This window comes from Erwinia sp. S38 (assembly GCF_016624545.1).
Taxonomy (GTDB): domain Bacteria; phylum Pseudomonadota; class Gammaproteobacteria; order Enterobacterales; family Enterobacteriaceae; genus Erwinia; species Erwinia coffeiphila.
In genome coordinates this window covers 83455-107309 of the sequence record NZ_JACVTS010000013.1, presented here as the reverse complement: position 1 = coordinate 107309, position 23855 = coordinate 83455, and the positions used below count along the sequence as shown (strand labels likewise).

Annotated in this window: 20 protein-coding genes; 19 read left to right on the top strand and 1 reads right to left on the bottom strand. The window is 56.7% G+C overall.

Annotated features, from left to right (window positions below; translation table 11 throughout):
* Positions 1 to 289: 289 nt before the first annotated feature.
* The 13 genes from IBT46_RS15650 to IBT46_RS15590 all read left to right on the top strand — a co-directional run bounded on the left by IBT46_RS15650 (position 290) and on the right by IBT46_RS15590 (position 16869).
* The gene (locus tag IBT46_RS15650; RefSeq protein WP_200546438.1) at positions 290 to 805 is read left to right on the top strand and encodes an RNA polymerase sigma factor; all 516 of its coding nucleotides are present in this window, start codon (positions 290 to 292) and stop codon (positions 803 to 805) included.
* Between the two features lie 64 nt (positions 806 to 869).
* Positions 870 to 1859, top strand: a complete 990-nt coding sequence (locus IBT46_RS27570) for a FecR domain-containing protein (RefSeq protein WP_200546437.1) — start codon at positions 870 to 872, stop codon at positions 1857 to 1859.
* Positions 1860 to 2056: 197 nt separating this feature from the next.
* Positions 2057 to 3853 (top strand): ABC transporter ATP-binding protein/permease, encoded by a 1797-nt coding sequence (locus IBT46_RS15640; RefSeq protein ID WP_200546436.1) that lies wholly within the window; start codon positions 2057 to 2059, stop codon positions 3851 to 3853.
* An 82-nt stretch (positions 3854 to 3935) separates the two neighbouring features.
* Positions 3936 to 6434: a TonB-dependent receptor gene (locus IBT46_RS15635; protein WP_200546435.1), complete on the top strand. Its 2499-nt coding sequence runs from the start codon at positions 3936 to 3938 to the stop codon at positions 6432 to 6434.
* Between the two features lie 30 nt (positions 6435 to 6464).
* Positions 6465 to 9215, top strand: coding sequence for a pitrilysin family protein (locus tag IBT46_RS15630; RefSeq protein WP_200546434.1), 2751 nt, complete (start codon positions 6465 to 6467; stop codon positions 9213 to 9215).
* Positions 9212 to 9538 (top strand): thioredoxin, encoded by a 327-nt coding sequence (trxA, locus tag IBT46_RS27565; RefSeq protein WP_200546433.1) that lies wholly within the window; start codon positions 9212 to 9214, stop codon positions 9536 to 9538. The genes IBT46_RS15630 and trxA overlap by 4 nt, the downstream gene beginning before the upstream one ends.
* Entirely contained in the window at positions 9535 to 10422 is an 888-nt protein-coding gene (locus IBT46_RS15620; protein WP_200546432.1) for a hypothetical protein, read from the top strand. Before trxA ends, IBT46_RS15620 begins: the two co-directional genes overlap by 4 nt.
* Before the next feature lie 45 nt (positions 10423 to 10467).
* Complete coding sequence (locus tag IBT46_RS15615; protein WP_200546431.1) at positions 10468 to 11580, top strand: TlpA disulfide reductase family protein; 1113 nt, start codon at positions 10468 to 10470, stop codon at positions 11578 to 11580.
* Positions 11581 to 11860: 280 nt separating this feature from the next.
* The gene (locus IBT46_RS15610; RefSeq protein WP_200546430.1) at positions 11861 to 12217 is read left to right on the top strand and encodes a cupin domain-containing protein; all 357 of its coding nucleotides are present in this window, start codon (positions 11861 to 11863) and stop codon (positions 12215 to 12217) included.
* A 260-nt stretch (positions 12218 to 12477) separates the two neighbouring features.
* Positions 12478 to 13470, top strand: a complete 993-nt coding sequence (locus tag IBT46_RS15605; protein ID WP_200546429.1) for an alpha/beta fold hydrolase — start codon at positions 12478 to 12480, stop codon at positions 13468 to 13470.
* Between the two features lie 14 nt (positions 13471 to 13484).
* Positions 13485 to 14225, top strand: coding sequence for a response regulator (locus IBT46_RS15600; RefSeq protein ID WP_200546501.1), 741 nt, complete (start codon positions 13485 to 13487; stop codon positions 14223 to 14225).
* On the top strand, positions 14222 to 15532 hold the full coding sequence (locus IBT46_RS15595; RefSeq protein ID WP_200546428.1) for an ATP-binding protein: 1311 nt from the start codon (positions 14222 to 14224) through the stop codon (positions 15530 to 15532). Before IBT46_RS15600 ends, IBT46_RS15595 begins: the two co-directional genes overlap by 4 nt.
* A gap of 146 nt (positions 15533 to 15678) precedes the next feature.
* Positions 15679 to 16869 (top strand): cytochrome c biogenesis protein DipZ, encoded by a 1191-nt coding sequence (locus IBT46_RS15590; protein ID WP_200546427.1) that lies wholly within the window; start codon positions 15679 to 15681, stop codon positions 16867 to 16869.
* A 68-nt stretch (positions 16870 to 16937) separates the two neighbouring features.
* On the opposite strand, the gene IBT46_RS15585 is transcribed toward IBT46_RS15590, so the two are convergent.
* Entirely contained in the window at positions 16938 to 18356 is a 1419-nt protein-coding gene (locus IBT46_RS15585; RefSeq protein WP_200546426.1) for an aldehyde dehydrogenase family protein, read from the bottom strand.
* 109 nt (positions 18357 to 18465) lie between these two features.
* On the opposite strand from IBT46_RS15585, the gene IBT46_RS15580 reads away from it, so the two are divergent.
* The 6 genes from IBT46_RS15580 to IBT46_RS15555 all read left to right on the top strand — a co-directional run bounded on the left by IBT46_RS15580 (position 18466) and on the right by IBT46_RS15555 (position 23811).
* Positions 18466 to 19362: a LysR family transcriptional regulator gene (locus tag IBT46_RS15580; protein WP_200546425.1), complete on the top strand. Its 897-nt coding sequence runs from the start codon at positions 18466 to 18468 to the stop codon at positions 19360 to 19362.
* Positions 19363 to 19458: 96 nt separating this feature from the next.
* On the top strand, positions 19459 to 20331 hold the full coding sequence (locus tag IBT46_RS15575) for an MBL fold metallo-hydrolase (protein WP_200546424.1): 873 nt from the start codon (positions 19459 to 19461) through the stop codon (positions 20329 to 20331).
* Between the two features lie 88 nt (positions 20332 to 20419).
* Positions 20420 to 21256, top strand: coding sequence for a helix-turn-helix transcriptional regulator (locus tag IBT46_RS15570; protein WP_200546423.1), 837 nt, complete (start codon positions 20420 to 20422; stop codon positions 21254 to 21256).
* A gap of 419 nt (positions 21257 to 21675) precedes the next feature.
* Positions 21676 to 22272, top strand: a complete 597-nt coding sequence (locus IBT46_RS15565) for a cytochrome b (RefSeq protein WP_200546422.1) — start codon at positions 21676 to 21678, stop codon at positions 22270 to 22272.
* A 59-nt stretch (positions 22273 to 22331) separates the two neighbouring features.
* Positions 22332 to 23306, top strand: a complete 975-nt coding sequence (locus tag IBT46_RS15560) for a tyrosine-type recombinase/integrase (protein ID WP_234480146.1) — start codon at positions 22332 to 22334, stop codon at positions 23304 to 23306.
* A 79-nt stretch (positions 23307 to 23385) separates the two neighbouring features.
* Complete coding sequence (locus IBT46_RS15555; protein WP_200546420.1) at positions 23386 to 23811, top strand: Rpn family recombination-promoting nuclease/putative transposase; 426 nt, start codon at positions 23386 to 23388, stop codon at positions 23809 to 23811.
* The last annotated feature ends 44 nt before the right edge of the window (positions 23812 to 23855 follow it).

Sequence of the window (23855 nt, the reverse complement as noted above, 5' to 3'; positions counted from 1 at the left end):
GGTAAATAGCCTGTTATCTGAAAGATAATAATAATTATGGGTTACGTATGCAGAATTACAGATATAGCCAACTCATTACAATTCATAAAGTTAGAGATTTAAATAATCATGGGTGATGACAATTAAAATATTCTTAACCGATTCGTAATGTCGCGTGTTGCGGTACTTTTCCGTCCGTTGAAAAATGATATACGAATATCATATAACGCAAAGACTGTAACTTTTTCATGCGCTGTGCCACTTTGTCGCCAACCGGGGTTGGTTTCAACCATTCTAATAAGGCACCGCTATGTTAGCCAAAGAAGCTGACGTCAACATTGTTGATGTCTTTGTCGACGTTTACGCCACGTTGTTTAAAATTGTGAGCTATCGCACTGGCGCAACCCATATTGCCCAGGACATTACTCAGGAGATCTACTTTAAGATCATCAATGTAGCGAATGAGTTCCCGCAGTACAGCGATGCCAGGAATTACCTGATTCGCGTTGCGTTAAATGCGTCAAACGACTATCGTCGTAACGAAAAGCGACGGGAGCAGATCCTCAGCGGCGCACTCCATCTGTTCGAGAGCTATTCACCCTCACCGGAAGACAGCCACTACAGCGTGGAGAAAATTAATCTTCTTGATGCCGCGCTGTCTGAACTCCCTGAAAAGTGCCGCGAGATCCTCTATCTCAACCGCGTTGAGGGGCTGACCCATAAAGAGATCGCCAAACGGATGGATATCTCCATCAGTCTGGTTGAAAAATATGCGGTCAAAACGCTGATCCAGTGCCGCGACGTGATTAAAAAGTCCGGGGGATGACCGCTTCACGCTTTGGCAACACCATGAATTTATGGAATATTAAGCTCCGAAACGGAAAATAACTGTGGCGCTCAATAACGATCCCTGTAGGCCCGAGGACGAAGTTCTGGAAGATGAAGCCATCCACTGGCTGGTCAGAATGATGTCCGGCAGCTTCTCGTCCGCCGAATTAAAACAGTTTGAAGCCTGGCGTCGGACCAGCCCGGAGCATCGGGCTGCGCTTTCGCGTGCGACCGATCTGTGGGTACAGCTCGGTAAGCCGCTGGAAGCCAGCCACCGTGCGATCCTCTATCCTGTCGACCGTGTTGTTGCCTCCGGCTGGCCTTTTGCCCTGCCGCCAAAACGGGCGATGATGGCGCTGTTTTTACTGGTCATCAGCACGATCGGCTGCTACCAGTGGATGAGCTACTGGCGCTTTAACTATGCTACCCGGCTGGGCGAGTTTCGTGAGGTGTCGCTCAATGACGGCAGTACCATGTGGCTGAATACCGACAGCGCGGCCAACGTTGAGATCAGCGGCTCCCAGCGTCACGTGACCCTGGCGCGCGGCGAAGCCTTTTTTGACGTGAAGCACGATGAGCAACTCCCGTTCACCGTTGACGCCGGCAGCGGCCATATCCGCGTACTGGGAACCGCGTTTGGCGTGAAGATTGACGGCGAAAATACCGTGGTTACCGTGCAGCGCGGCAAAGTCAGCGTGTCCGGCGACCGGCAGAAAACCGTGACCGTTGACCCGGACCGGTCGGTTACCCTGAACCCCAGCGATAACAGCCTGACCGTCGCGCAGGTCGACGCCGCGCGGCAGCTCGCCTGGCAGAAAGGCCTGCTGATTTTTGAAAACAACACGCTTAACGAAATTGTTCACACCCTGGGCCACTACGACAGCCGGGCGGTGTATCTGGATTACCCGCAGAAAGATACGCTGCGCCTCAATGCCAGCATCAATATTGCCCGCGTTGACGACTGGTACAGCCAGCTGGAAAAAGCGCTGCCGCTGCGTGTGACCCGCCTTGGCCCGGTGATCTGGATACGTCAGGCACCTGGCGCAGGCTGACTTTCGCAGCACGCCAGTCGCCGCCGCAAAATTATTTCCCTCCTGCTGATTGCAGATTCGCTACACCCCACGCGTTCTAAATGAGACACGTTCATCCTCTCCGTAACCGGGGAGGATGCCAAACCGTCTAAACGTTAAGGTGAAGTAATGCGTACTGGCAACGATCCTGCCTGCGAGATATCTCCGGGAGCTGTGCGATGAAAGACAGCAAAACCCCCGAAATCAATAAAAAAGATTACCGTATCTCCCGCCTGCTGATGCGCCGGATAGGGATGCTGACGTTTCCGTTCTGGCGGCAGCGCGATCACCGCCGCTGGTGGCTGCTGATGTCGGTGCTGTTGCTGATGACGCCCTCGTTTGCCGCCATCGGTTACTGGACCGCTAACCTGACGGCCGAGATGACCAACGCCATTGTGGCGCGCAAGCAGAGTACCTACGCCAGCCTGTTCTGGCTGATCACCGCCGTTACCGTGGCGACCTGGTTCATTCAGTCGGTGATGTATTACATGAGCAGCGTGCTGATTGTGCGCTGGCGCAGCTGGCTGACCGACTGGCTGGTGAGCCGCTACCTGCGCCACCGCACCTACTACAACATCACGGTGCATGAGGATCTGGATAACCCCGACCAGCGTATTCAGGGCGATGTTGACCCGTTTGTCACCGTACTGACCGGCATCCCACTGCAAATCATCAGCCAGCTGATGGGGCTGCTCACCGGCGGAATTATCATCGCGTCAATCAGCGAAACCATGATGTGGTACGTGATTATCTACGCGGTGATTTCCACGGCGATAACCCTGGTGATGTACACCCCGATGATTCGGCTGAATTTTAACAGTACGGTGGCGGAAGCCGATTTACGCTACGGCCTGCTGCACGTCCGGGATAATGCGGAAACCGTGGCGTTTTATCGCGGTGAAAAGACGGAAAAGAAGCAGATTGACGGACGGCTGGCCAGCGCCACCGACAGCCGGATGGCCATTCTGATCTACCAGCTGAAAATGTCGATGATCAACTTCGGTATGGGCCAGCTGTGGAACCTGGCACCGTTCTTTCTGATCGCCCCGCTTTTTTTTGAAAATAAAATTGAGTTCGGTGCCATTGCCATGGCCACCACCGCCGCCACGCAGATGATGACCGCCCTGACCACCCTGTCTCAGTTTATCCCGACTATCGCCAGCATGGCGCCAAGCGCGGTACGCCTTGCGCAGATTGTCGAACGCTTTGATGAACTGGACCAGCAGCGTGAAGATGAAAAGCAGCACAGTATCCGCATCCGGCGCGGCCCGCTGATTGCCCTGCACAACGTCAGCCTGGAAACGCCGGGCGGCGAGCAGGCGCTGGTGCAGGATCTCTCGTTGACCGTGTCGCCCGGTGAACATCTGCTGATTCAGGGGCAGACCGGGGTCGGTAAAAGCTCGCTGCTGCGCGCGATGGCCGGGCTGTGGCAGCGTGGGCGCGGAGAAATCGTCATGCCCGCGATTGAAGCGTGCTTTTTCCTGCCGCAGCGGCCCTACATGATTCTGGCTAACCTGCGTGCCCAGCTGCTGTATCCCAACACCGAACGCGAGGTGTCGGATGATGAGCTTCAGGCCTGCCTGGAGAAGGTCAGCCTGCCCGACCTCTGTGAGAAATACGGCGATTTCAACAGCGTGCGCGACTGGGGGAAAGTGCTGTCGCTCGGCGAGCAGCAGCGGATTGGCTTTGCCCGCGTGCTGCTCGCCAGGCCCCGGTTCGCCTTCCTCGACGAAGCCACCAGCGCGGTGGATATCGATACTGAACGCCGCCTTTATCTGCTGCTGGCCGATATCGGTACCACCTTTATCAGCGTCGGGCATCGCCCTTCAATTACCGAATTCCATAAAGAAATGCTGCTATTACAGCCGAAAGGAAAATGGTGTATTGGCCTGAATACGTCCGTTATTGATGTTCAGCAGCAGCAGGAACATCAATTAAATCCGCCTGAAAAAAACCGTGAAGAAGTTATTTTTTAAAAGCAGTGAGGTTTTTAAATCGTCATTACGTTTTATTTAAAACAGTCATGACTCCGGGGATTCAATGGTGAAGCAAGGCAAGATGAATATAAAAACATTGTCGTTAATGATAGCAGCAGCGTTATTTTTACCCTCATCAGTGGTTTATTCCGCTTCGGCGGAAAATACGCAGCAGTCGGCGAATTCGCTAACGGAATATCACATACCGGCCGGTAATTTAGGCACCGCGCTGCTGCAGTTCAGTATGCAGAGCGGGCTACAGTTAATTGCGCCCAGCAGCTTAACCGACGGACACGCAACTCAGGGAGTGAGTGGGAAATTCAGCGCAACGCAGGCACTGAACCAGCTGCTGGCGGGCAGCGCGTTAAGCTTTACTCTCGACAGCCAGAATAACGCCGTCACGCTGATCGGCACGCCGTCCGGCGGCGGTGTAAACGTGCTGGATGCGGTAAGAGTCGACGGCGATGCCACCGTCGTGGAAGGCGGCGGCAACGGCAGCACCGATGTGACGGCCACCGAAGGCAGCGACAGCTACACCACCACGGCGGTCAGCATCGGCTCGAAAACGCCACAGTCTCTGAAGGAAACGCCGCAAAGCGTTAGCGTCATTACCAGCAAGCAGATTAAAGATCAGAACCTGACCGATCTGGATGGCGTAATGTCAAAAGTGGCCGGGATCACCGTCAAGCAAACCGGTGGTAACGAGGAATATTATTCGCGCGGCTGGCGGGTGACCAATATTCAGCTGGACGGCGGCACGCCGATTCAGCTGTTTGATAATATTTCCAACGGCGACAGTTCTTTCTCCTCCTTCGATATGTCGATGTTTGACCATGCGGAAATCCTGCGCGGCGGCGACAGCCTGAACAGCGTCGGCAGCAGTTCCCCGGGCGGCAGTATTAACCTGACCCGCAAACGACCGCTGGATCACGGCCAGGTTGCGGTAAGTGCACAGGCCGGTTCGTGGAATGACTATCGCTCGTCGGTTGATGTCACCGGCCCGCTGGCGTTTGACGGCAAACTGCGCGGCCGCGCCGTCGCCACCTGGCAGGATAAAGATCAGTATTATCATCCCTCCGGCGACAGCACCCGTCTGCTGTACGGCATCCTTGAAGCCGACCTGACGCCCACCACGCTGTTTTCCGTCGGCGGCAGCTACACGCAGAAAAAGAATCTGCCGTGGGAAGGCGGCCTGTCGCGCTACCAGTCCGGGGCCGACGCGCATTACCCACGGGATACCAGCCTTGCCCTGCCGTGGAGCCATCGTCAGCTGATCTCCCGCGAACTGTTTACCCAACTGAAACAGGATCTGGGGGAACACTGGGCGCTGAATTCTCAGCTGACGTACTTCAGTCAGGACTACACCAATCGCCAGGGATCGCTGGTGGGCGCACTGCCAGACCTGATCGACGATGCGCGCTATACCGATATGAGTGCGGAGGATGCCATCGGCAAGCAGTATCTGGCCGATGCCAATCTGGTGGGAAAGTTTGATGTTTTCTCCCTGCCGCAGCAGGTTTCCTTCTCCGGCAGCTATCAGAAAAACAAGTATACCGGCACCTCATATAACCGCGCCTACGGCGATGCCTCTCTCTCGGTGCCCGAACCCGACTGGGAGCCAGAAGGCTCAACCCTCGCCCGCTATAACAGCGCGAACCTGGTGGCGAAAATTGACGCCGTACTGCTGCCCTTTCTGCCGGATCTGCACTTCCAGTCCGCAGTCCGCTGGGATCGCTACGACGCCAACTATCAGGTGGTGGATGTCGTCGGGCTTAATGTGAAAACGTCGCGCACGTCGGTGCCTTACTACGCGCTGCGCTACGACTTTTCACCGGAATGGTCGGTGTACGGCAGCTATACCGATCTCTATCAGTTCCAGGCCTATATGCGCACCGCCAACGACACGCCGCTACCGCCGATGACCGGCAATACCAAAGAGATCGGGGTGAAATACAGTAACGGATCGACCAACGCCTCGCTTTCCGCCTACCGTGCCCTGCGCCGTGACGGTGCGCAGTTCGATAGCCTGAATTTCAACTGCTCTCTCGGCTGCTATCGCCTGAGCAGTGCTGAAGAAACCAGTGAAGGGGTCGATTTCGATATTACCGGTGAACCGCTGCCGCGCTGGTCGGTGAATTTTGTTTATTCCTATAACAACAATAAAACCCGTCCCGACCCGGAAAACACCAGCCAGGACAAAACGCTGTCGTCCTTTACCCCCAAGCATATGTTCAAGCTGTGGAATGATTTTCAGCTCAGCGGAAATGAATATCTGAATAAAACCCGCGTCGGTTTGGGCGTGATTGCGCAGACCCGCAGCTTCACCGCCGGTGAAGTGTGCGGCAAGGTCAATGCCGACGGCACCTGCGACGATAACTACGTGGCCTATCAGTTTGGCCAGGGTTTCTACAGCGTGTTTTCTGCCCGCACCGCCTGGAAGTTTAACGACCAGTGGTCGGTGGCGCTCAACGTCAACAACCTGTTTGACCGCCATTACTACGGCACCACTGGCGGCGTGGATTCCGGCAACTGGTACGGCGCGCCGCGCAATGTGGTGGTTAGCGTTGACGGGACATTCTGATAATCAGCAGCAGGTAAATCGAGAGTTTGCATGAATACACAAAATCTGAACGAACAGCATAGCGCAGGAGCGCTGTCGGATAGCGATACGCTGGCCATTCCCTGTGAAACATTCACCCTGGAAAACGGCTTAACCGTGATCGTTCACGAAAATCACCAGTCGCCGGTGGTGGCGGTGAACGTCTGGTATCGCGTGGGAGCCAAGGATGAGCCCGCAGGGAAAACCGGCTTTGCCCATCTGTTCGAGCATCTGATGTTTGGCGGCAGCGGCAACCTGCCCGGCTCGTATCTGGAACGGATGCTCGAGGCCGGAGCATTACAGGTAAACGGCACCACCAGCCGCGATCGCACCAATTATTATCAGACCGTACCGCTGGAGGCGCTGGATTTTGCCCTGTTTGCGGAATCCGATCGCATGGGGCATTTTCTTGAAGGACTCCAGCAGGACGTGCTGGATCGCCAGCTAAACGTGGTGCTGAACGAAAAACAGGAGCGTGAAAGCGCCCCCTATGGCATGGCGTCGGTACGCAGTATCAAAGCCTGCTTCCCGGTCGGCCATCCCTACGCGCATACCGTGCTGGGCGAAGAAGCCGATCTTAAAAATGCCACGCTGGAGGATGCCCGCGCCTGGTTCCAGCGCTGGTATCGCCCTTCAAACGCGGTGCTGACGCTGGCAGGGGCCATTGATTTGGCAACGGCAAAAGAAAAAGTCAGCCGATTTTTTGCACATATCCCAACGGGCGAGCCGTTACAGCGCCCCGCAGTTTGGGTCAGTGCGATCCAGGGCGGGCGCAGGGAGATCCTCGAAGATCGGGTGACCCATGCCCGCGTGATGCTGAGCTGGAATTTACCGCCGTACGGTGATGCGGATACCACCGCCCTGCTGCTGCTGCCGCAGCTTTTGACCCACAGCGTGCTGTCGGTGATGCACCGGCAGCTGGTGCAGGAGTCGGCGATAGCGACCTTTGTTAATGCGTGGATCGATCCGGGGCTGGTGTGCAGCCAGCTGACCATTTCGGCCCAGGCCCAGAACGGTGCTTCTCCCGCTGAACTGGAAGCGGCGATTCTGGCGATTCTGGCCGATTTTACCGCCAGCGGCACCCCGGCAGACAACCTGGAACGGGTACGTGAGGTTTATCTGACCAGCGCGCTGAAGAGCTATTCGACGGTGACGGATATCGCCGATCTGCTCTCTTTCAGCGTCGGCATGCTCGGCGATGCGCAGGGTTACAGCCGGTTGCTGAACAGCGTTGCGACCGTCAGCGGCGAGACGCTTCGCCAGACCGCCGCACGCTGGTTAAATGAAGACCGCTACAGTCTGCATATTATTCCGTTTACCGCCCGCAGCGCGGAAATTCCGTCGCCGCCACGAGAGGTGCCGCCGATCGTACTATCAGGCGAGTTCGCCCAGCCTGAACTGCGCCGTGCGCGGCTGGATAACGGCATGCCGATTATTTTCTCCTCCCGCCCACAGCAGCCGGAAACGCTGATCTCGCTGGTTATCCCGCGCGGTTCTTCGTGGGATGTATTTGCCACGGCGGGGGCCGGGCAGCTGCTGAGCCAGCTGCTTTCTGAATGCGGAGCCGGGGATTTCACCGCCGATGAGATAGCCGATCGCGCTGAGCGCCTGGGCGCGGATATGGATGTCAGCATCGGCCAGGACAATATGCTGGTTACGCTGCGGGCGCTGACTTCTCGTCTGGGCGAATCGCTGGCACTGTTCTCTGCCCGCGTGCGTTATAGCCACTTTACTGAACAGGAGTTTGAACGCAGCCGCAGTCGTAAAATCAATCGACTGGAATCCCACCTCAACACGGCGGACGGCATGGTTTCCCTGCTGCTGTCGCAGACGCTGTTCTCCGCCGGGCACCCTTACGCCCAGCCGCTGTTCGGCTCCGGCACGCCCGCCACGCTGGCGGAGATGAGCTTCACCGGTCTGTCAGAACATCAGCAGCGGCTGCTGGTGCCGGACGGCGCGCAGCTTGTGATTGCCGGTAGCGGTGATTTTGATGCCCTCATCAGCCAGCTGAATACGCTGTTTGGCGACTGGCGCAGTGAATCCGCCAGCGAAAGCCTGGTTCTGCCGGCGCTGACTGCCAGTACGGCTGCCGTGTATCTGATTGATAAACCAGGAGTAAGCCAGACGACCATCGCCGCCGCCTCGCTGATCCCACCGGGTGAAACGCAGGACGATGCGGCTTTCAACCTGCTGCATGAGGCGCTGCTCAACGGCTTCGCTTCCCGGCTTAACGCCTCGCTGCGTGAAGAACATAACTGGACCTACGGCGTTCACGGCATTCTGACCCAGGCGAAAGCCGCACGGATTCAGGGGTTCTACACCACCGTGCAGGCCGACTGCAGCGGCGATGCCCTGAATGAAGTCTGGCATCAGCTGACGGCGATCGACGGCGACCGGCCCGTAACGGCGGAAGAGTTGGAAAAATTCCGCCGGGGAGAGCTGCTGCGGCTGCGCGGCGGTTCGGAAGGCGTAGGTCAGCAGCTGCAGGATGTCCGCTTTATCGTTGTCCAGCAAAAAACCGATGACTACTGGCAACGATATGCGCAACAGCTATCCGTCCTGACCACCGACGATCTGCAACGGCTGGCGGCGTCCTTAATCAAGCCGCTGGATATGGCGTGGGTGGTGGTGGCGGACATGGCTGAGTCAGAAGCGGATATCTGTCGCGCACTGCCGCCAGGACTACCGGTCATCCGATTGAAAGACAACGACTTACCGGGACTGATCCCGCTCAACGTTCTACCGCAGGAGCCAACGCTGTGACAGAAAAAACCGACGATCAACATGCGGACCTGCTGGCCGGAGAGGCAACGGTGCTGCTGGATTTTTGGGCCGAATGGTGCCAGCCCTGCCAGATGATTGCCCCGCTGATCGATGAAACGGCGCGGCAGCGCAACGGAGAACTGGCGGTGGTGAAGGTCAACATCGACGAACGGCCCGAGATTGCCAGCCTGCTGGCGGTTCGCAGCATTCCGACGCTGATCCTGTTCCGTCACGGTCGTGAAGTGGCGCGCTACAGCGGCGTGATGAATAAACTGCGCCTGAACGCCTGGCTGGGACAATCAGACAAGGGACCCGCCGTATGAGTATCGCCTTTGGCGGCAGCCCGCAACGAAAACAGCAGGTGCTCAGCCAGCTTGAAAACAGCTGGCTGAGCGGAAAAATTCATCCTCACGGTGCCTTCTGGCAGGGCGAATCCGGCACCTTCAGCGGCTGCGCGGTGCGCGGCGGGCTGGACGATTACGTTAGCGTGACCGGCCTCCCCGCGTCTTTTGCCCTGCTCGCCGATCGGCTTGCGTTTGAGGATGAGGCGTTCGATATCCACTGGGCGCGAGAGTGGTTTACCACTCTCGCTGCGGGCCAGGATCTCAGCGGTATTGAACCCGCGATGTTAAGCGCACTGCTGGGCACGGTGCAGGAACAACTGGAAGTGTGCCGTGAAGAGATTGCACCGCCGATCCTGACTCTGCTGGAGAGGCTGACGGTGCTGCATCGCGCCAGCCCGCCGCTGCCGGGGAACGCTGCGCTCTGGCAGAGTGTGCAGCAGGCGGTAATGGATTTGCCGCAGTCGCCGGATGATTCGATATTGCATTATTACCTTATTGCACTTCTGGAAGCGCTGTGCTGGCCGCTCGCTGAGTCGGTCACCCTGTTTACCGAGCTGCTGTCGGCCGTACAAGGCCTTAACTACCATGTTGCCAAAATACGCTGCGGATGGAGCGATCGGTGGCAGCAGCGCGAGCAGGAAATTAATCAACGCTTTGAAGAAGCGCTGGCGAATCACACTGCCAATCAAGCCGGAGAATATTCAGAAGAGCAGCTGACAACGCTGCGCAGCGATATTGTCGGCAGGCTTATCGCCGACAATCCCGATTATTTCACACTGATCGGCACTATAGAGAAACAGATCCGAGAGGATCGCGAACGGCTGAAAGCGCAATTCATCACCCTGCTGGCAGGTCACTATTAAATCCCCTGCGTTAATAAGCAGGCAGTTAACATTACCGGAGTCATTATGTCAGTTAACCCGTTATTTATCGGCGATGCCGCGCCTTCATTCCCACGCCTGGAATTTATCAAGGGACAGGCGTTTACCGCGTTTGAACCCGGCCAGGTTTACGTACTGGAGTGCTGGGCCACCTGGTGCGGGCCCTGTGTTGCCACCTTCCCGCATCTCAGCCAGCTAAAGCAGCAATATCCGCAGGTGACGATACTCGGTGCCGCGATCTGGGAAGACGATATTAACGAAGTACGTCAATTCGCCAGCGAACGCGAGGCTGAAATGGGCTATACCCTGGCCTTTAACCCGGCGGCAACGGCAGAACAGCCGGGTGATATCCCCGGCAGCTGGCTGAAGCCAAGCTGGCAGGAGGGTATCCCTACGGCTTTCCTGATTGACCAGCAGGGCCGTATCGCCTGGTTTGGTCACCCGATGGAGCTGGATGCGCCGCTGCCCGAGGTTGTCGCCGGTACGTTTGATATTGAACGTGCGGCCAGCGAGTACCGGCAGTGGGTAAAAGACAGCATGGTGGCGGAAAGGAAAGTGCTGGAAAAGCAGCTGATGGCCTTCTCCGCCGATAAAGATCTGCCAGGCGCGATTGCCGCCTGCGAAGCCGCATTCGCAGAGAATCCGGGCCTGGAACAGGTGCTGGGGCTGGAGAAACTGGCCCTGATGCTGCGGCTGCCCGGCGGAGATGCGGCGCTAAGCTACGCCCGCCAACTGAAAGAAAAATTCGGCGACTCGACGGAAAGACTCTGCCAGGATCTCGGCTATATCATCGTTGACGGTATTGAGGTGAATCCGGAGATCGCTCGTCAGGATGCCCTCCTCGCCTTTGCCGCCGATACGCTGCTGGAAGCTGAAAGCCAGGCGACAGAAAGCGGTGAATGGATCACCCGGTGCCATATCGCCCGCAGCCTGACGCTGGTCAGATTCCGGCAGGAAGCCTGGCAGGATGCACATCAGTATGCGCTGAAGGCAATAGACGCGGCGCAGCACGCGGGTCTGCATGAGGATATTATTCAGGCGCTTAACGATCTGGCCGCGCAGTGCCAGAAGAATATCCCGGCGGACGATAAGCCAGCTAAAAAGGTAGTCTGCGACGGCGATCGCTGCTGGCTGGAGTAAGCTACGCCAACGGGCGACGACCGGGCAATAAGCCTGCTGTCGCCAGGTGCTGAAAAAGGTTGCCCCGCGCCTGACGAACAACGGGCGACCTTTTCCCGGCATAGCAAAAATTTCCTGCCTTAACCCCGCCGATTTTCGCGTAAAAATGTTAAACCCCCGCCGATAAATCAGACCATCTGCTTAATCAATTCGCTAATCTTAATGCCATCACATCATTAACCTGATTTTTTTCATCACCTTACGATATTGCTCCGGCATCCACTGCAAGGAATACCCTGAAATGAAAGTACAGAAAATTGCACAGCCCGCCGCCATTGAATCCCTTGAAGCGTGCGGTAGCGTGGAAGGTTTACCGGGCAGCCCGCCGATTAAGGTCTTTGGGCTGGAGAAAAAAATTCCCGGCAAGGAGGATATCGATACCGGTATCTTTGAATGCTCGGCGGGCAGCTATCGTCGCGGCGTGAAGCAGGCGGAAGTCATGCATATACTCAGCGGCAGCGGCACCTTCACCACCGACGGTGAAGAACCAGTCAGCTTTAAGGGCGGCGATACGCTGTTTTTCGAAGCCAATACTCAGGGAACCTGGGTGGTGGAAACGCAGATGCGTAAGGTTTATGTGATTTTTGACGCCAACTGATCGGCCCCACAAGTTATCCTCCATTTTTACCCCATCAACACGCGCAACGGTCAGCGACAGTGGCTGACCGCAAATTAACGTGTTGACCCCACACCGCACGCAATCCTCGCTCCGGGCTATCCTGCGGGATTTTTGTATCACACTGTATCTGCCTTATTAAGCGATACAGGTTGATGCACAACCCGCAAAGATAAAAACATTCCGCATACATCAGCGTGTTTTCATAGCCTCAACAAACAAAACAACTCCTGAGGTAAAAAATGAAAACACGCATATCGCCATTACTGCTGGGCACCATGGCTATGATTGCAGCCTGCCAGGCATCAGCAACGCAGACGGTTCAGGACTACAGCACCGGATTTGAACAGATTAAGCAGATTAATGCGGGCATGCTGAACGTCGGCTATGTGGATATCGGCCCACGCGATGGTCAGCCGGTTATTCTGCTGCACGGCTGGCCCTACGATATTCAAAGTTACTCCCGGGTGGCACCGCAACTGGCGGCTAAAGGTTATCGGGTGATTGTTCCATGGCTGCGCGGCTACGGCACCACGCGCTTCCTGTCGGATAAAACCCCGCGCAACGGCGAACCGGCGGCAATGGCGAAGGACGTGGTCGATCTGATGAATGCCCTGAATATCAGGCAGGCGGTTTTCGCCGGTTATGACTGGGGGGCACGCACCGCCGATATTGTCGCGGCCCTGTGGCCGGAACGCGTTAAGTCTCTGGTATCGGTAAGTGGCTATCTGATTGGTAGCCAGGAGCTTGGCCGTAAACCGCTGCCGCCGCAGGCCGAACTGCAGTGGTGGTATCAGTTTTACTTCGCCACCGAACGCGGTGCTAAAGGCTATGCTGAAAACACCAAAGATTTTGCCCGGCTGATCTGGCAGCAGGCGTCGCCAGGCTGGAAATTCACCGATGCCACCTTCGAGAAAAGCGCCCGCGCGCTGGACAATCCCGACCACGTGGCGATTACCCTCAGTAACTACCGCTGGCGGTTAGGTCTGGAAAAGAGTGAAGAAAAGTACGCGGACTATGAACAAAAGCTGGCGGCGCTTCCCACCATCGGCGTGCCGACCATCACCATTGAAGGCGATAACAACGGTGCACCGCATCCGGCCCCGGCGGCCTATCGGGCTAAGTTCAGCGGGAAATATGAACACCGCACGTTTAGCGGTAATATCGGACACAATCCTCCGCAGGAAGATCCTGAACGATTCGTTCAGGCCGTCGTTGACGCAGCGGGCATGTAACTAAGGAGCCTCCCCTGGAACATATCGACCACATACTGGTGGTGGATGACGATCGCGACATTCGTGAGCTGATCGTCGACTACTTGATTAAATCAGGCTACGCCGCAACCGGGGCGGCGAACGGTCGCGAGATGCGGTCGGTACTGGGGAACAGGCATATCGACCTGGTCGTACTGGATATTATGATGCCGGGCGATGACGGTCTGACGCTGTGTCGTCAGCTGCGCAGCGACCCGCAGAAAAATATGCCGATACTGATGCTCACCGCGCGCGGAGAAGACGCTGACCGTATTCTTGGGCTGGAGATGGGCGCTGATGATTACCTGGTGAAACCGTTTGTTGCCCGTGAACTGCTGGCGAGGATCAAAGCGATCCTCCGCCGCACGCGCGCCCTGCCGCCGAATTTGCAGGTGACGGAAGCCGGACGGATCATCGCTTTTGGCGACTGGCAGCTGGATACCACCTCCCGACATTTGCTGGATACGCAGGGAACGGTGGTGGCGCTGAGCGGTGCGGAATATCGACTGCTGCGGGTTTTTCTCGATCATCCGCAGCGGGTGCTGTCCCGCGACCGGCTGCTTAATCTGACCCAGGGTCGCGATGCGGAGCTGTTTGAACGCTCCATCGACCTGTTGGTCAGTCGGCTCCGCCAGCGGCTGCGGGAAGATGCGCGGGAACCGTTGCTGATCAAGACGGTCCGCAGTGAAGGCTATGTACTGGCTGCCGCCGCCATTATCAAAGAGGCTCTCGAATGAGGCTGTGGCCACGAACACTACTGGCCCGCCTGCTGCTGATCGTCACACTTGGCCTGCTGCTTGCTAACGGCATGACGCTGGCCAGCCTGCTGATTGAGCGCATGAACAGTGCCAAAACGGTGATGCTGGGGAATCTGGAGTACGATGTTGCCGCCAGCGTGGCGATCCTCGACAGGCTCCCTGCGGCCGAACGCCCGCAGTGGCTGAGCCGACTGGCGCGAGGAAACTACAGCTATGAGCTGTCGCCGGGTGAGACCGGCCATCCCGCCACCAGCCTGCGTTCGCGCGATGCGGTTAACTCTCTGAAGGCCGCGCTGGGTAGTACGTGGCCGATGACGATCGTCTCCCTTCCCGGCAGCCGCGAACATATTCAGGTCCACCTTCGCCTGCATGATGGCAGCCCGCTGACTATTAATCTCTGGCCGCACATGCCTGCCATTGCCACCTGGTTACCGATAGTCCTGTTCGCCCAGCTGATGCTGCTGATCGGCTGCGGCTGGTTTGCGGTTCGCCAGGTCACACGGCCATTCACGCAGTTTATTCGCGCAGTTGATACCCTGAAACCAGCCTCACCGGCTATCCAGCCGATGCCGGAAGGCGGCCCGCTGGAGGTTCGCCAGGCCGCCCGCGCGTTTAATGATATGCAGGATCGTATACAGGAACATTTGAAAGAGAAATCGCAAATTCTTGCGGCCATTTCACACGATCTGCAAACGCCGATTACTCGGATGAAGCTGCGCGTGGAGATGTCGGAACAGCCGGATCTGCGCGATAAGTTACTCAGCGATCTGGATCAAATGAGTCGGCTGGTTCGTGAAGGGATTGCTTACGCCCGCAGCGCGGGTGGGCTGGAAGAGAAACCGCAAACCGTCAGCCTGAATGCCTTTATCGACACCCTTGCCTGCGATTATCAGGATATCGGGCTGCCGGTGAGTTTTACACCGTGTGACGGCGACGATCGCTTTAGCGTTCGGCCGCAGGCGCTGCGGCGGGTCATCACTAATCTGACCGATAATGCACTTAAATTCGGCTATCGTGCCGATATTACGCTGTCAAAACCCGACTCCGGGTGCGTGGAATTTTGCGTGCGCGACGGCGGGCCGGGTATTCCCGAACGGGAGCTGCAGGTGGTGCTGGAACCCTTCTATCGACTGGAAAACTCCCGCAGTCGCCAGACCGGCGGCACGGGGCTGGGGCTGGCGATTGCGTCGCAGCTGGTCGGTCAGATGAACGGCACGCTGACGCTCAGTAACCTGCCTCAGGGAGGATTGCAGGCGGCCGTGATGCTGCGTGAGACGCGTTTGTAGCAAAGTGTATCGCTATCGCCCGCAGATAAACGAGCTGACAAAATCGGCCAGATCGAGAAACACCACCAATACATTCGAGCGTTTAAATAGGCCCACTGCCCGAGGAGGCAGACCCTGACCTCGTTTGCTATTGAAGGAGTTTCTCTATGACGCTGTTGATTGCTTTTATTGCCGGAATGCCGACCTTACTCAGCCCCTGTACTCTGCCCGTGATCCCCATTGTATTTGCCGGCGTGCGCGGGAGCAGAGGTAAAATTATCGCATTGCTCGGCGGAATGGTGTTGATGTTTACCGCCGTGGCACTGCTGGTGTCGGTGACCAGTCAGTGGGTTACCGGCGTTACCGCCGCCGGGCGCTGGATAGCACTCGGTTTTCTCACCCTCGTTGCATTAACGCTGCTCTCCTCCCGAGTGGCCCAGTGGCTCAGCCGTCCGCTGCTTGCCCTCGGCAACCGGATTAATGATGAAAGCTATCGTCAGCAGGGGCTGGCCGCAGCCCTGCTATCCGGGATGGCCATTGGCCTGCTGTGGTCACCCTGCGCCGGACCGATACTGGGCGCAATCCTCAGCCTGTCGGTCAGCGGCACATCATCGGTATCCGTTGCACTGCTGCTGACCGCTTACGGCAGCGGATGTGCCGCGATGCTTGCTCTGCTCTGGTTTGCCGGTCGTGAACTGCTGGCTCGGATGCGGCCGGGGATGATGATCACCACCCGTTTTCGCCAGCTGGCGGGCGGGCTGATGCTCGGGTCGGTGGCGCTGGTTGCCAGCGGTGCGCAGAGCCAGCTACAGAGCGGACCGGAATTTGCCCAGCGCCTTGAGCAGCGGTTGAGCGAGCACTTTGCCCGCCCGCAGCCGCAGATCAAACTGCAGCCGGTAGCCGTTCAGCAAACCAGCAGCGCACTGCCATCGCTGAGCGGCGATACCGGCTGGCTGAACGGTGAACCCCTCACGCCTGATTCGCTCAAGGGTAAAGTGGTACTGATTGATTTCTGGACGTTTGACTGCATTAACTGCCAGCACACTTTGCCGCACGTACGCGACTGGGCCAATAAATACCAGAGCCAGGGGCTGGTGGTGGTGGGCGTTCATACCCCTGAGTATCCCTGGGAGCGCGATGCGCAGGCGGTTTCCGCTGCAATCGCCCGCTGGAAACTGCCCTACGCCGTGGTCACCGATAACAACTATGCCATCTGGAACCGCTTCGGTAATCAGTACTGGCCCGCACACTACATTTTTGATGCCAGGGGCCAGTTGCGCTATACCGCTTTTGGCGAAGGTGATTACGAACAGCAGGAGCAGGTTATACAGCAGCTGTTAAGCGAAGCGCGTAGCTGAGTGAGGTCAGCGGCCAGAGGCATCGGCGAAATGATGTCTCTGGCACCGACATGGCCTTTCCACGAACGCTAGCCCTTTACAATGGACTTGGCTTCCAAAAAGGATTCGAGTCCAAAAATACCAAATTCGCGCCCGATACCGGACTGCTTAACGCCCCCAAACGGGGCCAGAAGTTCAGGGATAATGCGATTGTTCAGCACGCTGCCCGCCTGAAGGTGCCGGGAAATGTGTAACGCTCTTTCTGTGTTGGAGGTAAACACATACGCCTGAAGTCCGTAGATCGAGTCGTTGGCAATACGGATGGCATCGTCCCGATCGCTATAGCTGATGATGGACAGTACCGGGCCAAAAATCTCTTCACGGGCGATATCCATCTGGTTTTCCACCTTTGCAAAGACCGTGGGCCTGACGAAGAAACCCTTTTCCAATCCGTCCGGTCGACCCTCACCGCCCACGATAATCTCCGCGCCCTGTTCAATGCCCAGGCGGATGTAGCGCTGGATACGATCGTACTGGCTTCGGTTAGCCAGAGGACCGATCTCCGTCGCCGGATCGTCCGGCAACCCCGTTTTCAACATGGAAACATGTAATCGGACCCGCGTGATGACGTCTTCTAAGAGCGACTCTGGCACCAGAAGCCGCGACCCGGCAACGCAGGCCTGTCCGTTATTGAGAAATGCAGCGTTTATCGCCAGCGGAATCGCAACGTCAAGATCGGCATCATCCAGCAGAATCGAAGCGGATTTTCCCGTCAGTCCAAGCGTGACGCGTTTTAGTGTTTCAGTGGCCGTACGGGCAATGTTTTTACCGGTGGCCGTTGAACCGGTAAAGGATATTCTGGCAATCAGCGGATGTCGGCAGATTTCATCTCCAACATCGTCGCCATTGCCCAGCAGAATGTTAAACACCCCATCGGGCAGACCGGCTTCGTGCAGCGCCTCCGCCAGCACCTGCGTCTGCATCGCCCCCAGTTCACTGGGTTTAATCACCGATGCACAGCCCGCAGCCAGCGAAAAGGCCAGCTTGCTACATACCGAGCCCGTCACGCTGTTCCACGGTGCGATAAGTGCCGACACGCCAACAGGCTCCATGACCACCGTTGCCGCACCGATTTTCTTCGTAAAGGGGTAACTCTGTAATGTATCCGCAGCATCGGAAAAGCACTGCGAAGCATACTGACTGACCCAGCGTGAACGAGAAAGCGGCCCGCCATATTCCTCAATAGTGGCCTGCTGAAGGTCTGCCGTCCGGCGTAAAACGGCAGATTTGAGCGCCATCAGCATCTCAACACGCTCCTTTCGGGAGGTTTCCCGTAGCCGGTTTTGCGCCTGTGATGCGGCAATAATCGCCCGTCGGGCATCATTGCGATCAGCCAGACGCACGCGGCCAATGACCTTTTCATTTGCCGGATTAATACTCTCAATTTCCTTGCTGCCGCTGACCGCAACAAATTTACCGCCTATATAGGCCTTGTCGATATACCACATGGCATGGCTCCTATTCTGTATTGATGGGGAAGAAGAATGAAGTGTATCGACGACCTATTGTTTTGATAATATAGTTAATCAGGCATGAAGAATCCCGGAAATCGAAACAATGTCCAGAGATGTGACAGACTTGAATGTGGTACTGGCCGTGGCCAGGCGGCGGGGATTTCGCGCGGCGGCGCTGGAGCTGTCGATGTCAACCACGGCGGTAAGCAATACCGTCGCCGGACTGGAATCCCGGCTGGGCATCAGGTTGTTTCACCGCACCACCCGCAGCGTTTCACTGACGGATGCAGGCAAACAGTTTGTTGAACGGATTGGCCCCGCCGTGGCCGAGATCCAGCAGGCGATGGAAGAAGCCAGCGGCCGAAGCCTGTCGCCGTCGGGTACGTTAAGGATTAACTGTGCGCTGGGTGCCGCTCTGATGATTTTTACACCGATTCTGCATCGCTATTTGCAACGCTATCCGGAAATGACGTTGGATATCGTTACCGATGGACGGATGGTGGATGTTATCGGTGAAGGATTTGATGCCGGAATACGGGCAAGCCATAGCGTGCCGCAGGATATGATCCGGGTGCCTATTTCCCGAGAAATCCCGCTGGCAGTGGTGGCTTCTGCGGCTTATTTCGATCGCCATCCCCCGCCGCAAACGCCGGAAGATTTGATGCATCATCAATGCATTCGCGGACGCCTGCCCGGCGGTCTGCCTTCTGGCTGGCAGTTCCATCGCCAAGGGGAGCTCTTCACGCTGCATGTGCCTGGTCCGCTGATCCTTGATTCCCCGCAGCTGATGCTTTCCGCCGTACGGCATGATTCAGGCATCGCGCAGATCCCTCGCTGGTATATCGAAAATGAGCTGCGCAACGGCGAGCTGGTTAGCGTGTTGTCTCCATGGCTACAGCCGATGCCCGGTCTGTCACTTTACTATGCAGGAAGACGCCATATTCCAGTCGCGCTTCGAGCGTTGATTGACCTTATACAGGAAGTGAATGCGATGGATTGAGCGTTTGGCGAGCCAAAGTGAGCGAAACGATGAGATCGGTCTTGCTATGCTTAACGGCATGATTTGACTGAATGAAATCGGCTCAAGGAGAAAATAATGACTCAGCTTACCTGGCAGGCACCGGCCATTAACCGCAAAAATATCGGCGACATGCTGGTGACAATGCTCAGCGACGGATATCTGGACGTGTCGTTTGAACTCCTTTCCGGCATCGACGGTTCGCGGGCAGAAGCGCTGCTGGAACGGCGCGGTGCGCCAGCCGTGCCGCGTATCAATATCAACGTTTATGTTGTCCAGACGCCGGATCGCACCATTCTGATCGACAGCGGTGCCGGCGGCGTTAATGGCTGGGGCGGCCGACTGCCGGTGGCGCTGGCCGCCGCAGGTATCGATCCGCTGCAGATTGATACCGTTTTGCTGACGCACGCCCATCCCGATCATATCGGTGGCCTGGCCGGTCCGCTACAAACGCCTCTTTTCCGCAACGTACAGCAGCTGTTTGTGCATGAAAAAGAGCTGGCTTTCTGGCGGGATGAAAATCGCTATGCCAGCGTGCCGGACGCCCAGCGCCCGTTTATCGATCTGGCAAGAAACGCCTTTAACGCCTATGACGATCGGCTGGTGCCGTTCCGTCAGGAAACGATTCTGCCAGGTATTCAGGCCGTTCCTCTGTTTGGCCACACGCCGGGGCATAGCGGTTATTTACTGGGAGATGAACGCGAATCGCTGCTGATTTGGGGAGATATTGTACATTTCCCTCATATTCAGATTGCCCAGCCGGAGGTGACTATTGCCTTCGACAGCGATCCGGCTTCAGCATCGGCGGTGCGTCATCAGCTGCTTGACCGCGCGGTCAGTGATAATTTGTCGGTCAGCGGGATGCATTTTAATCTGCCCACAACCGGTAAAGTAAAACGTGATGGCGTAACGTTCGCACTGGACTACGACCTCTGGTCGCCGGTGATCTGAGGTTAAAACGCGATGAAAGCACAGGCCGCTTGAGAAAACAGACCCGGGCGGCATATAGTAAAAACTCCATTTCCCTTTTGACGGTCCTATGCAGGTTTCTGAAACCCATGATGTTGAGGTGCAGCATTTGCTTCACCAGCTGCTCCAGCTTGCGCGCTCTCAGTCGCCTTTGCCCTGCGTTTGCCTGCGGGCGGTGAAAACCCATCAGGTAAAACGCTTTGAGGCGGAAGTCGCGACCTTCTCTTTTCCACTTCAGGGCACTTTCAGCTACCGGGAAAACGGTGACTGGGTAACCGTACACCCCGGTCAGATGCTGGTCGTCCCGAATGCCAGAAGTCTGGACATCGAATATGCGCCCTGCAAAGACAGCGGAGAATTTGTTGCGCTGAGCCTGTCGCTGGCGGAGGAACAGCTGGAGGCCGCGCGGCTGCTGCTTGCCGACCCCGCGCAACAGGACATTGGTGAGGTGGTTGCCGTGTCCGTCGGCGATCTGCTTGCACCGCTTAAGCGCTGGGTTAAGGCGATGACTGGCGGTATACGCCCCCTTTCTCTCCATGCCATGGTCGAAGTGGTGCTGATGCTTTATGCCATGGGCTGCCACGGATTGCTGCGCGCACGAGATCCTGGCCTGGCAATGAAGATTCGCCGAATGGTAGCAAAAGATCCTGCCCATTTATGGCATGCCGCTGAAATAGAACAGCAGCTGGGTTTTAGTGGAGCCACGCTGCGCCGCCGTCTGGCCGCTGAATCCACCAGCCTGCGGGCGATTATTATCGAGGCCCGCGTGGCAGAAGCGCTGCGTTTGTTGATGTCCTCCGATCTTCCGGTAAAAACGGTGGCGGGCCGCGTCGGCTACAGTTCCGTGACCAGCTTTAGCAGGCAGTTCAGCGATCGATACGGTATTGAACCCTCGGGATTCCGCTAATTCAGATTCGCATTCTGTTCACTGGATCGCGATGATAAAACCGCAGCCGCCCTTCATTATCTAACCTGATGATAAATATCAATAATTATAATAAAGATCTCTCGGATTATTTTCTAACTTTATATAATAGGCATTATATAAAGTCAGGATCTTGGATCAAAATTACGCTATCATACGATCCGCTGCGGGATCGGACTTCGCCGTCCGCCTGGATGCCTGATTTTTCCCGGGCTGCAACCGGGCAATTCTACAGTGAAAAATGGCGTCGCTACGTGAAAAGTTGCGCATAATCCCTCTGCTAATTCGGCAGAATTCACGTAGCGCGATCGATGGTAATGACAGGCGATTTATTCAGCAAATATGACAGAATTCACCCAATACCTGCCCTCTTTTCTCCCCGCTACCCCGGAAGGTGCAGCATGAAAGAGCCCAATCGTACCGGCCGCCAGTGGATGGACACGCCCGAACGTTACGGCCTGGTCACCCGCATCCTGCACTGGGGAATGGCTTACCTGCTTCTCTGGCAGTTGATCATGGCGTTAAGCTGGAAGGAGTTCAACCCTTCAGAAACTGTCGAAAACATCGCCCGGTTCGGCCCCGATCATGGCACGGTCGGCCTGCTGACTATCGCGCTCGTCGTCGTGCGTGCCGCATGGGGGTTCACCAACAGGCACCGGCGCCCGCCCCGCTCAGCGGGATGGATGGGCACCGCCGCCCACGTCGCTCATCTGATGCTGTATGCCCTGATGTTTATCATCCCGGCGATTGCTCTTCTGCGCGTGTACGGCAGCGGCGAGGGATGGAGCCCCTGGGGACTGCCCCTCATTCCGGAAACCGGCACGGAAATCGGCTGGATGATCGCACCGGCCAATGCGCTGCACGCCCTGCTGGCATGGGTGCTCTGCGGCATCATGGCCGTGCATATTCTGGCGGCGCTTTACCACCGGTTCGTTCTGCGTGACGGTACATTTGACCGGATGGCCGGGCTTAAGTCGTCACGGGAAGGCAGAGAGTAAAAATGACCAAACACATTCAGAATCAGTCCTTTTTTCTTTCTTCAACAGCTGACGATGCAATGCGAACAACGCTTGAAGAATTCGTCGAGGACAAAGATGCCTTCTCGCCAAACACCTGGCGGCAGTTGCTCAGCGTGATGCGCATTTGCTATCGCTGGGCGGAAGAACATGGCCGAACGTTTTTCCCGATCTCCCCTGCCGATCTGCGTGACTACCTGTCCTGGCTACAGAGCCGCGGTCGGTCTTCTTCAACTATTGCCAGCCACGCCGCGCTGATCGCTATGTTGCATCGTAATGCTGGTCTGGTGTCTCCCGGCACGTCGCCGCTGGTGTTTCGCACCCTCAAAAAGATTAACCGCAGTGCGGTCGTCAGCGGCGAACGCACCGGCCAGGCCGTGCCTTTTCGGCTGAGCGATCTTTCCCGGCTGGATGCACGCTGGGCAGGATCGGACAGACTGCAGCAGGTCCGGGACCTGGCTTTTTTGCATCTGGCCTACAATACCCTGCTGCGCGTCAGTGAACTTTCCCGACTGCGGGTGGGCGATATCAGCCGGACGGAGGATGGACGAATTATTCTGGACGTGGCGTGGACCAAAACCATTGTTCAGACCGGCGGGCTGATTAAAGCGCTGAGCAGCCACTCCTCGCAGCGCCTGACGGAATGGCTGATGATTTCCGGGCTGGCAGCCGAACCGGATGCTTATCTGTTCTGCCCCGTTCATCGTTCTAATTCGGCCAGAATCAACAACGCCAGGCCGTTAACGCTCCCGGCGCTGGAAAATATTTTTTTGCAGGCGTGGCGCGAGGTGGGCCCGGCTACGCCCGCAAAGAAAAATAAAGGTCGCTATCAGGGATGGAGCGGACACAGTGCTCGCGTCGGGGCTGCCCAGGATATGGCCCGGCAGGGCTATTCCGTTCCGCAAATTATGCAGGAAGGCACGTGGAAAAAACCGGAAACCCTGATGCGTTATATCCGTAATGTCGATGCACACAATGGTGCGATGGTTGATTTTATGGAGAACGGGTTTAACTAAACCTGCGCCAATAATGGCAATGTTACATCTACAAAATAATCTCTGAAGGTGCCTCCAGAAATTTACTAGTCAATCGGAAATGACGCTGTTGCAGAAACATATCCACCAGCGCGATCTGACAGAATTACTCGATCGGCTTTGCACCGTCTTAATTGCAGGCTATCTCACAGGACAGCAGTTAGTTTCGCTGATAAACTACCTGGTGCAGACAGGGGAAGCCCCGGATGCGTCTGCTTTCGTACGGAAACTGGCACAAAGGATGCCTCAGCATAAGGACGGACTGATGACTATTGCGCAACAGCTTGAACAGATTGGCGTTAAGAAAGGTATCAAGAAAGGTCTTAAGAAAGGCATTCTCCTTGGTGAAGAGCAGGGAGTGATTAAAGGTAAGCGTGAAGCCGCACTGACCATTGCCCGCTCACTTCTTACCCGTGGAATGGATGCAGACTCAGTTCTTGCCGTTACCGGACTGATGGCAGAGGATCTTGACACGCTGCAACACTGATTTTGCGAAAGAAGTTAACCCTGACGACATCAGGCGCTAGAATA

What these genes read in the sequence shown, in the direction of transcription:
- IBT46_RS15650 (WP_200546438.1), top strand. Translation starts at nt 290, where the DNA reads ATGTTAGCCAAAGAAGCTGACGTCAACATTGTTGATGTCTTTGTCGAC.
- IBT46_RS15640 (WP_200546436.1), top strand. Translation starts at nt 2,057, where the DNA reads ATGAAAGACAGCAAAACCCCCGAAATCAATAAAAAAGATTACCGTATC.
- IBT46_RS15635 (WP_200546435.1), top strand. Translation starts at nt 3,936, where the DNA reads ATGAATATAAAAACATTGTCGTTAATGATAGCAGCAGCGTTATTTTTA.
- IBT46_RS15630 (WP_200546434.1), top strand. Translation starts at nt 6,465, where the DNA reads ATGAATACACAAAATCTGAACGAACAGCATAGCGCAGGAGCGCTGTCG.
- IBT46_RS15620 (WP_200546432.1), top strand. Translation starts at nt 9,535, where the DNA reads ATGAGTATCGCCTTTGGCGGCAGCCCGCAACGAAAACAGCAGGTGCTC.
- IBT46_RS15615 (WP_200546431.1), top strand. Translation starts at nt 10,468, where the DNA reads ATGTCAGTTAACCCGTTATTTATCGGCGATGCCGCGCCTTCATTCCCA.
- IBT46_RS15610 (WP_200546430.1), top strand. Translation starts at nt 11,861, where the DNA reads ATGAAAGTACAGAAAATTGCACAGCCCGCCGCCATTGAATCCCTTGAA.
- IBT46_RS15605 (WP_200546429.1), top strand. Translation starts at nt 12,478, where the DNA reads ATGAAAACACGCATATCGCCATTACTGCTGGGCACCATGGCTATGATT.
- IBT46_RS15595 (WP_200546428.1), top strand. Translation starts at nt 14,222, where the DNA reads ATGAGGCTGTGGCCACGAACACTACTGGCCCGCCTGCTGCTGATCGTC.
- IBT46_RS15590 (WP_200546427.1), top strand. Translation starts at nt 15,679, where the DNA reads ATGACGCTGTTGATTGCTTTTATTGCCGGAATGCCGACCTTACTCAGC.
- IBT46_RS15585 (WP_200546426.1), bottom strand. Translation starts at nt 18,356, where the DNA reads ATGTGGTATATCGACAAGGCCTATATAGGCGGTAAATTTGTTGCGGTC.
- IBT46_RS15580 (WP_200546425.1), top strand. Translation starts at nt 18,466, where the DNA reads ATGTCCAGAGATGTGACAGACTTGAATGTGGTACTGGCCGTGGCCAGG.
- IBT46_RS15575 (WP_200546424.1), top strand. Translation starts at nt 19,459, where the DNA reads ATGACTCAGCTTACCTGGCAGGCACCGGCCATTAACCGCAAAAATATC.
- IBT46_RS15570 (WP_200546423.1), top strand. Translation starts at nt 20,420, where the DNA reads ATGCAGGTTTCTGAAACCCATGATGTTGAGGTGCAGCATTTGCTTCAC.
- IBT46_RS15565 (WP_200546422.1), top strand. Translation starts at nt 21,676, where the DNA reads ATGAAAGAGCCCAATCGTACCGGCCGCCAGTGGATGGACACGCCCGAA.
- IBT46_RS15560 (WP_234480146.1), top strand. Translation starts at nt 22,332, where the DNA reads ATGCGAACAACGCTTGAAGAATTCGTCGAGGACAAAGATGCCTTCTCG.
- IBT46_RS15555 (WP_200546420.1), top strand. Translation starts at nt 23,386, where the DNA reads ATGACGCTGTTGCAGAAACATATCCACCAGCGCGATCTGACAGAATTA.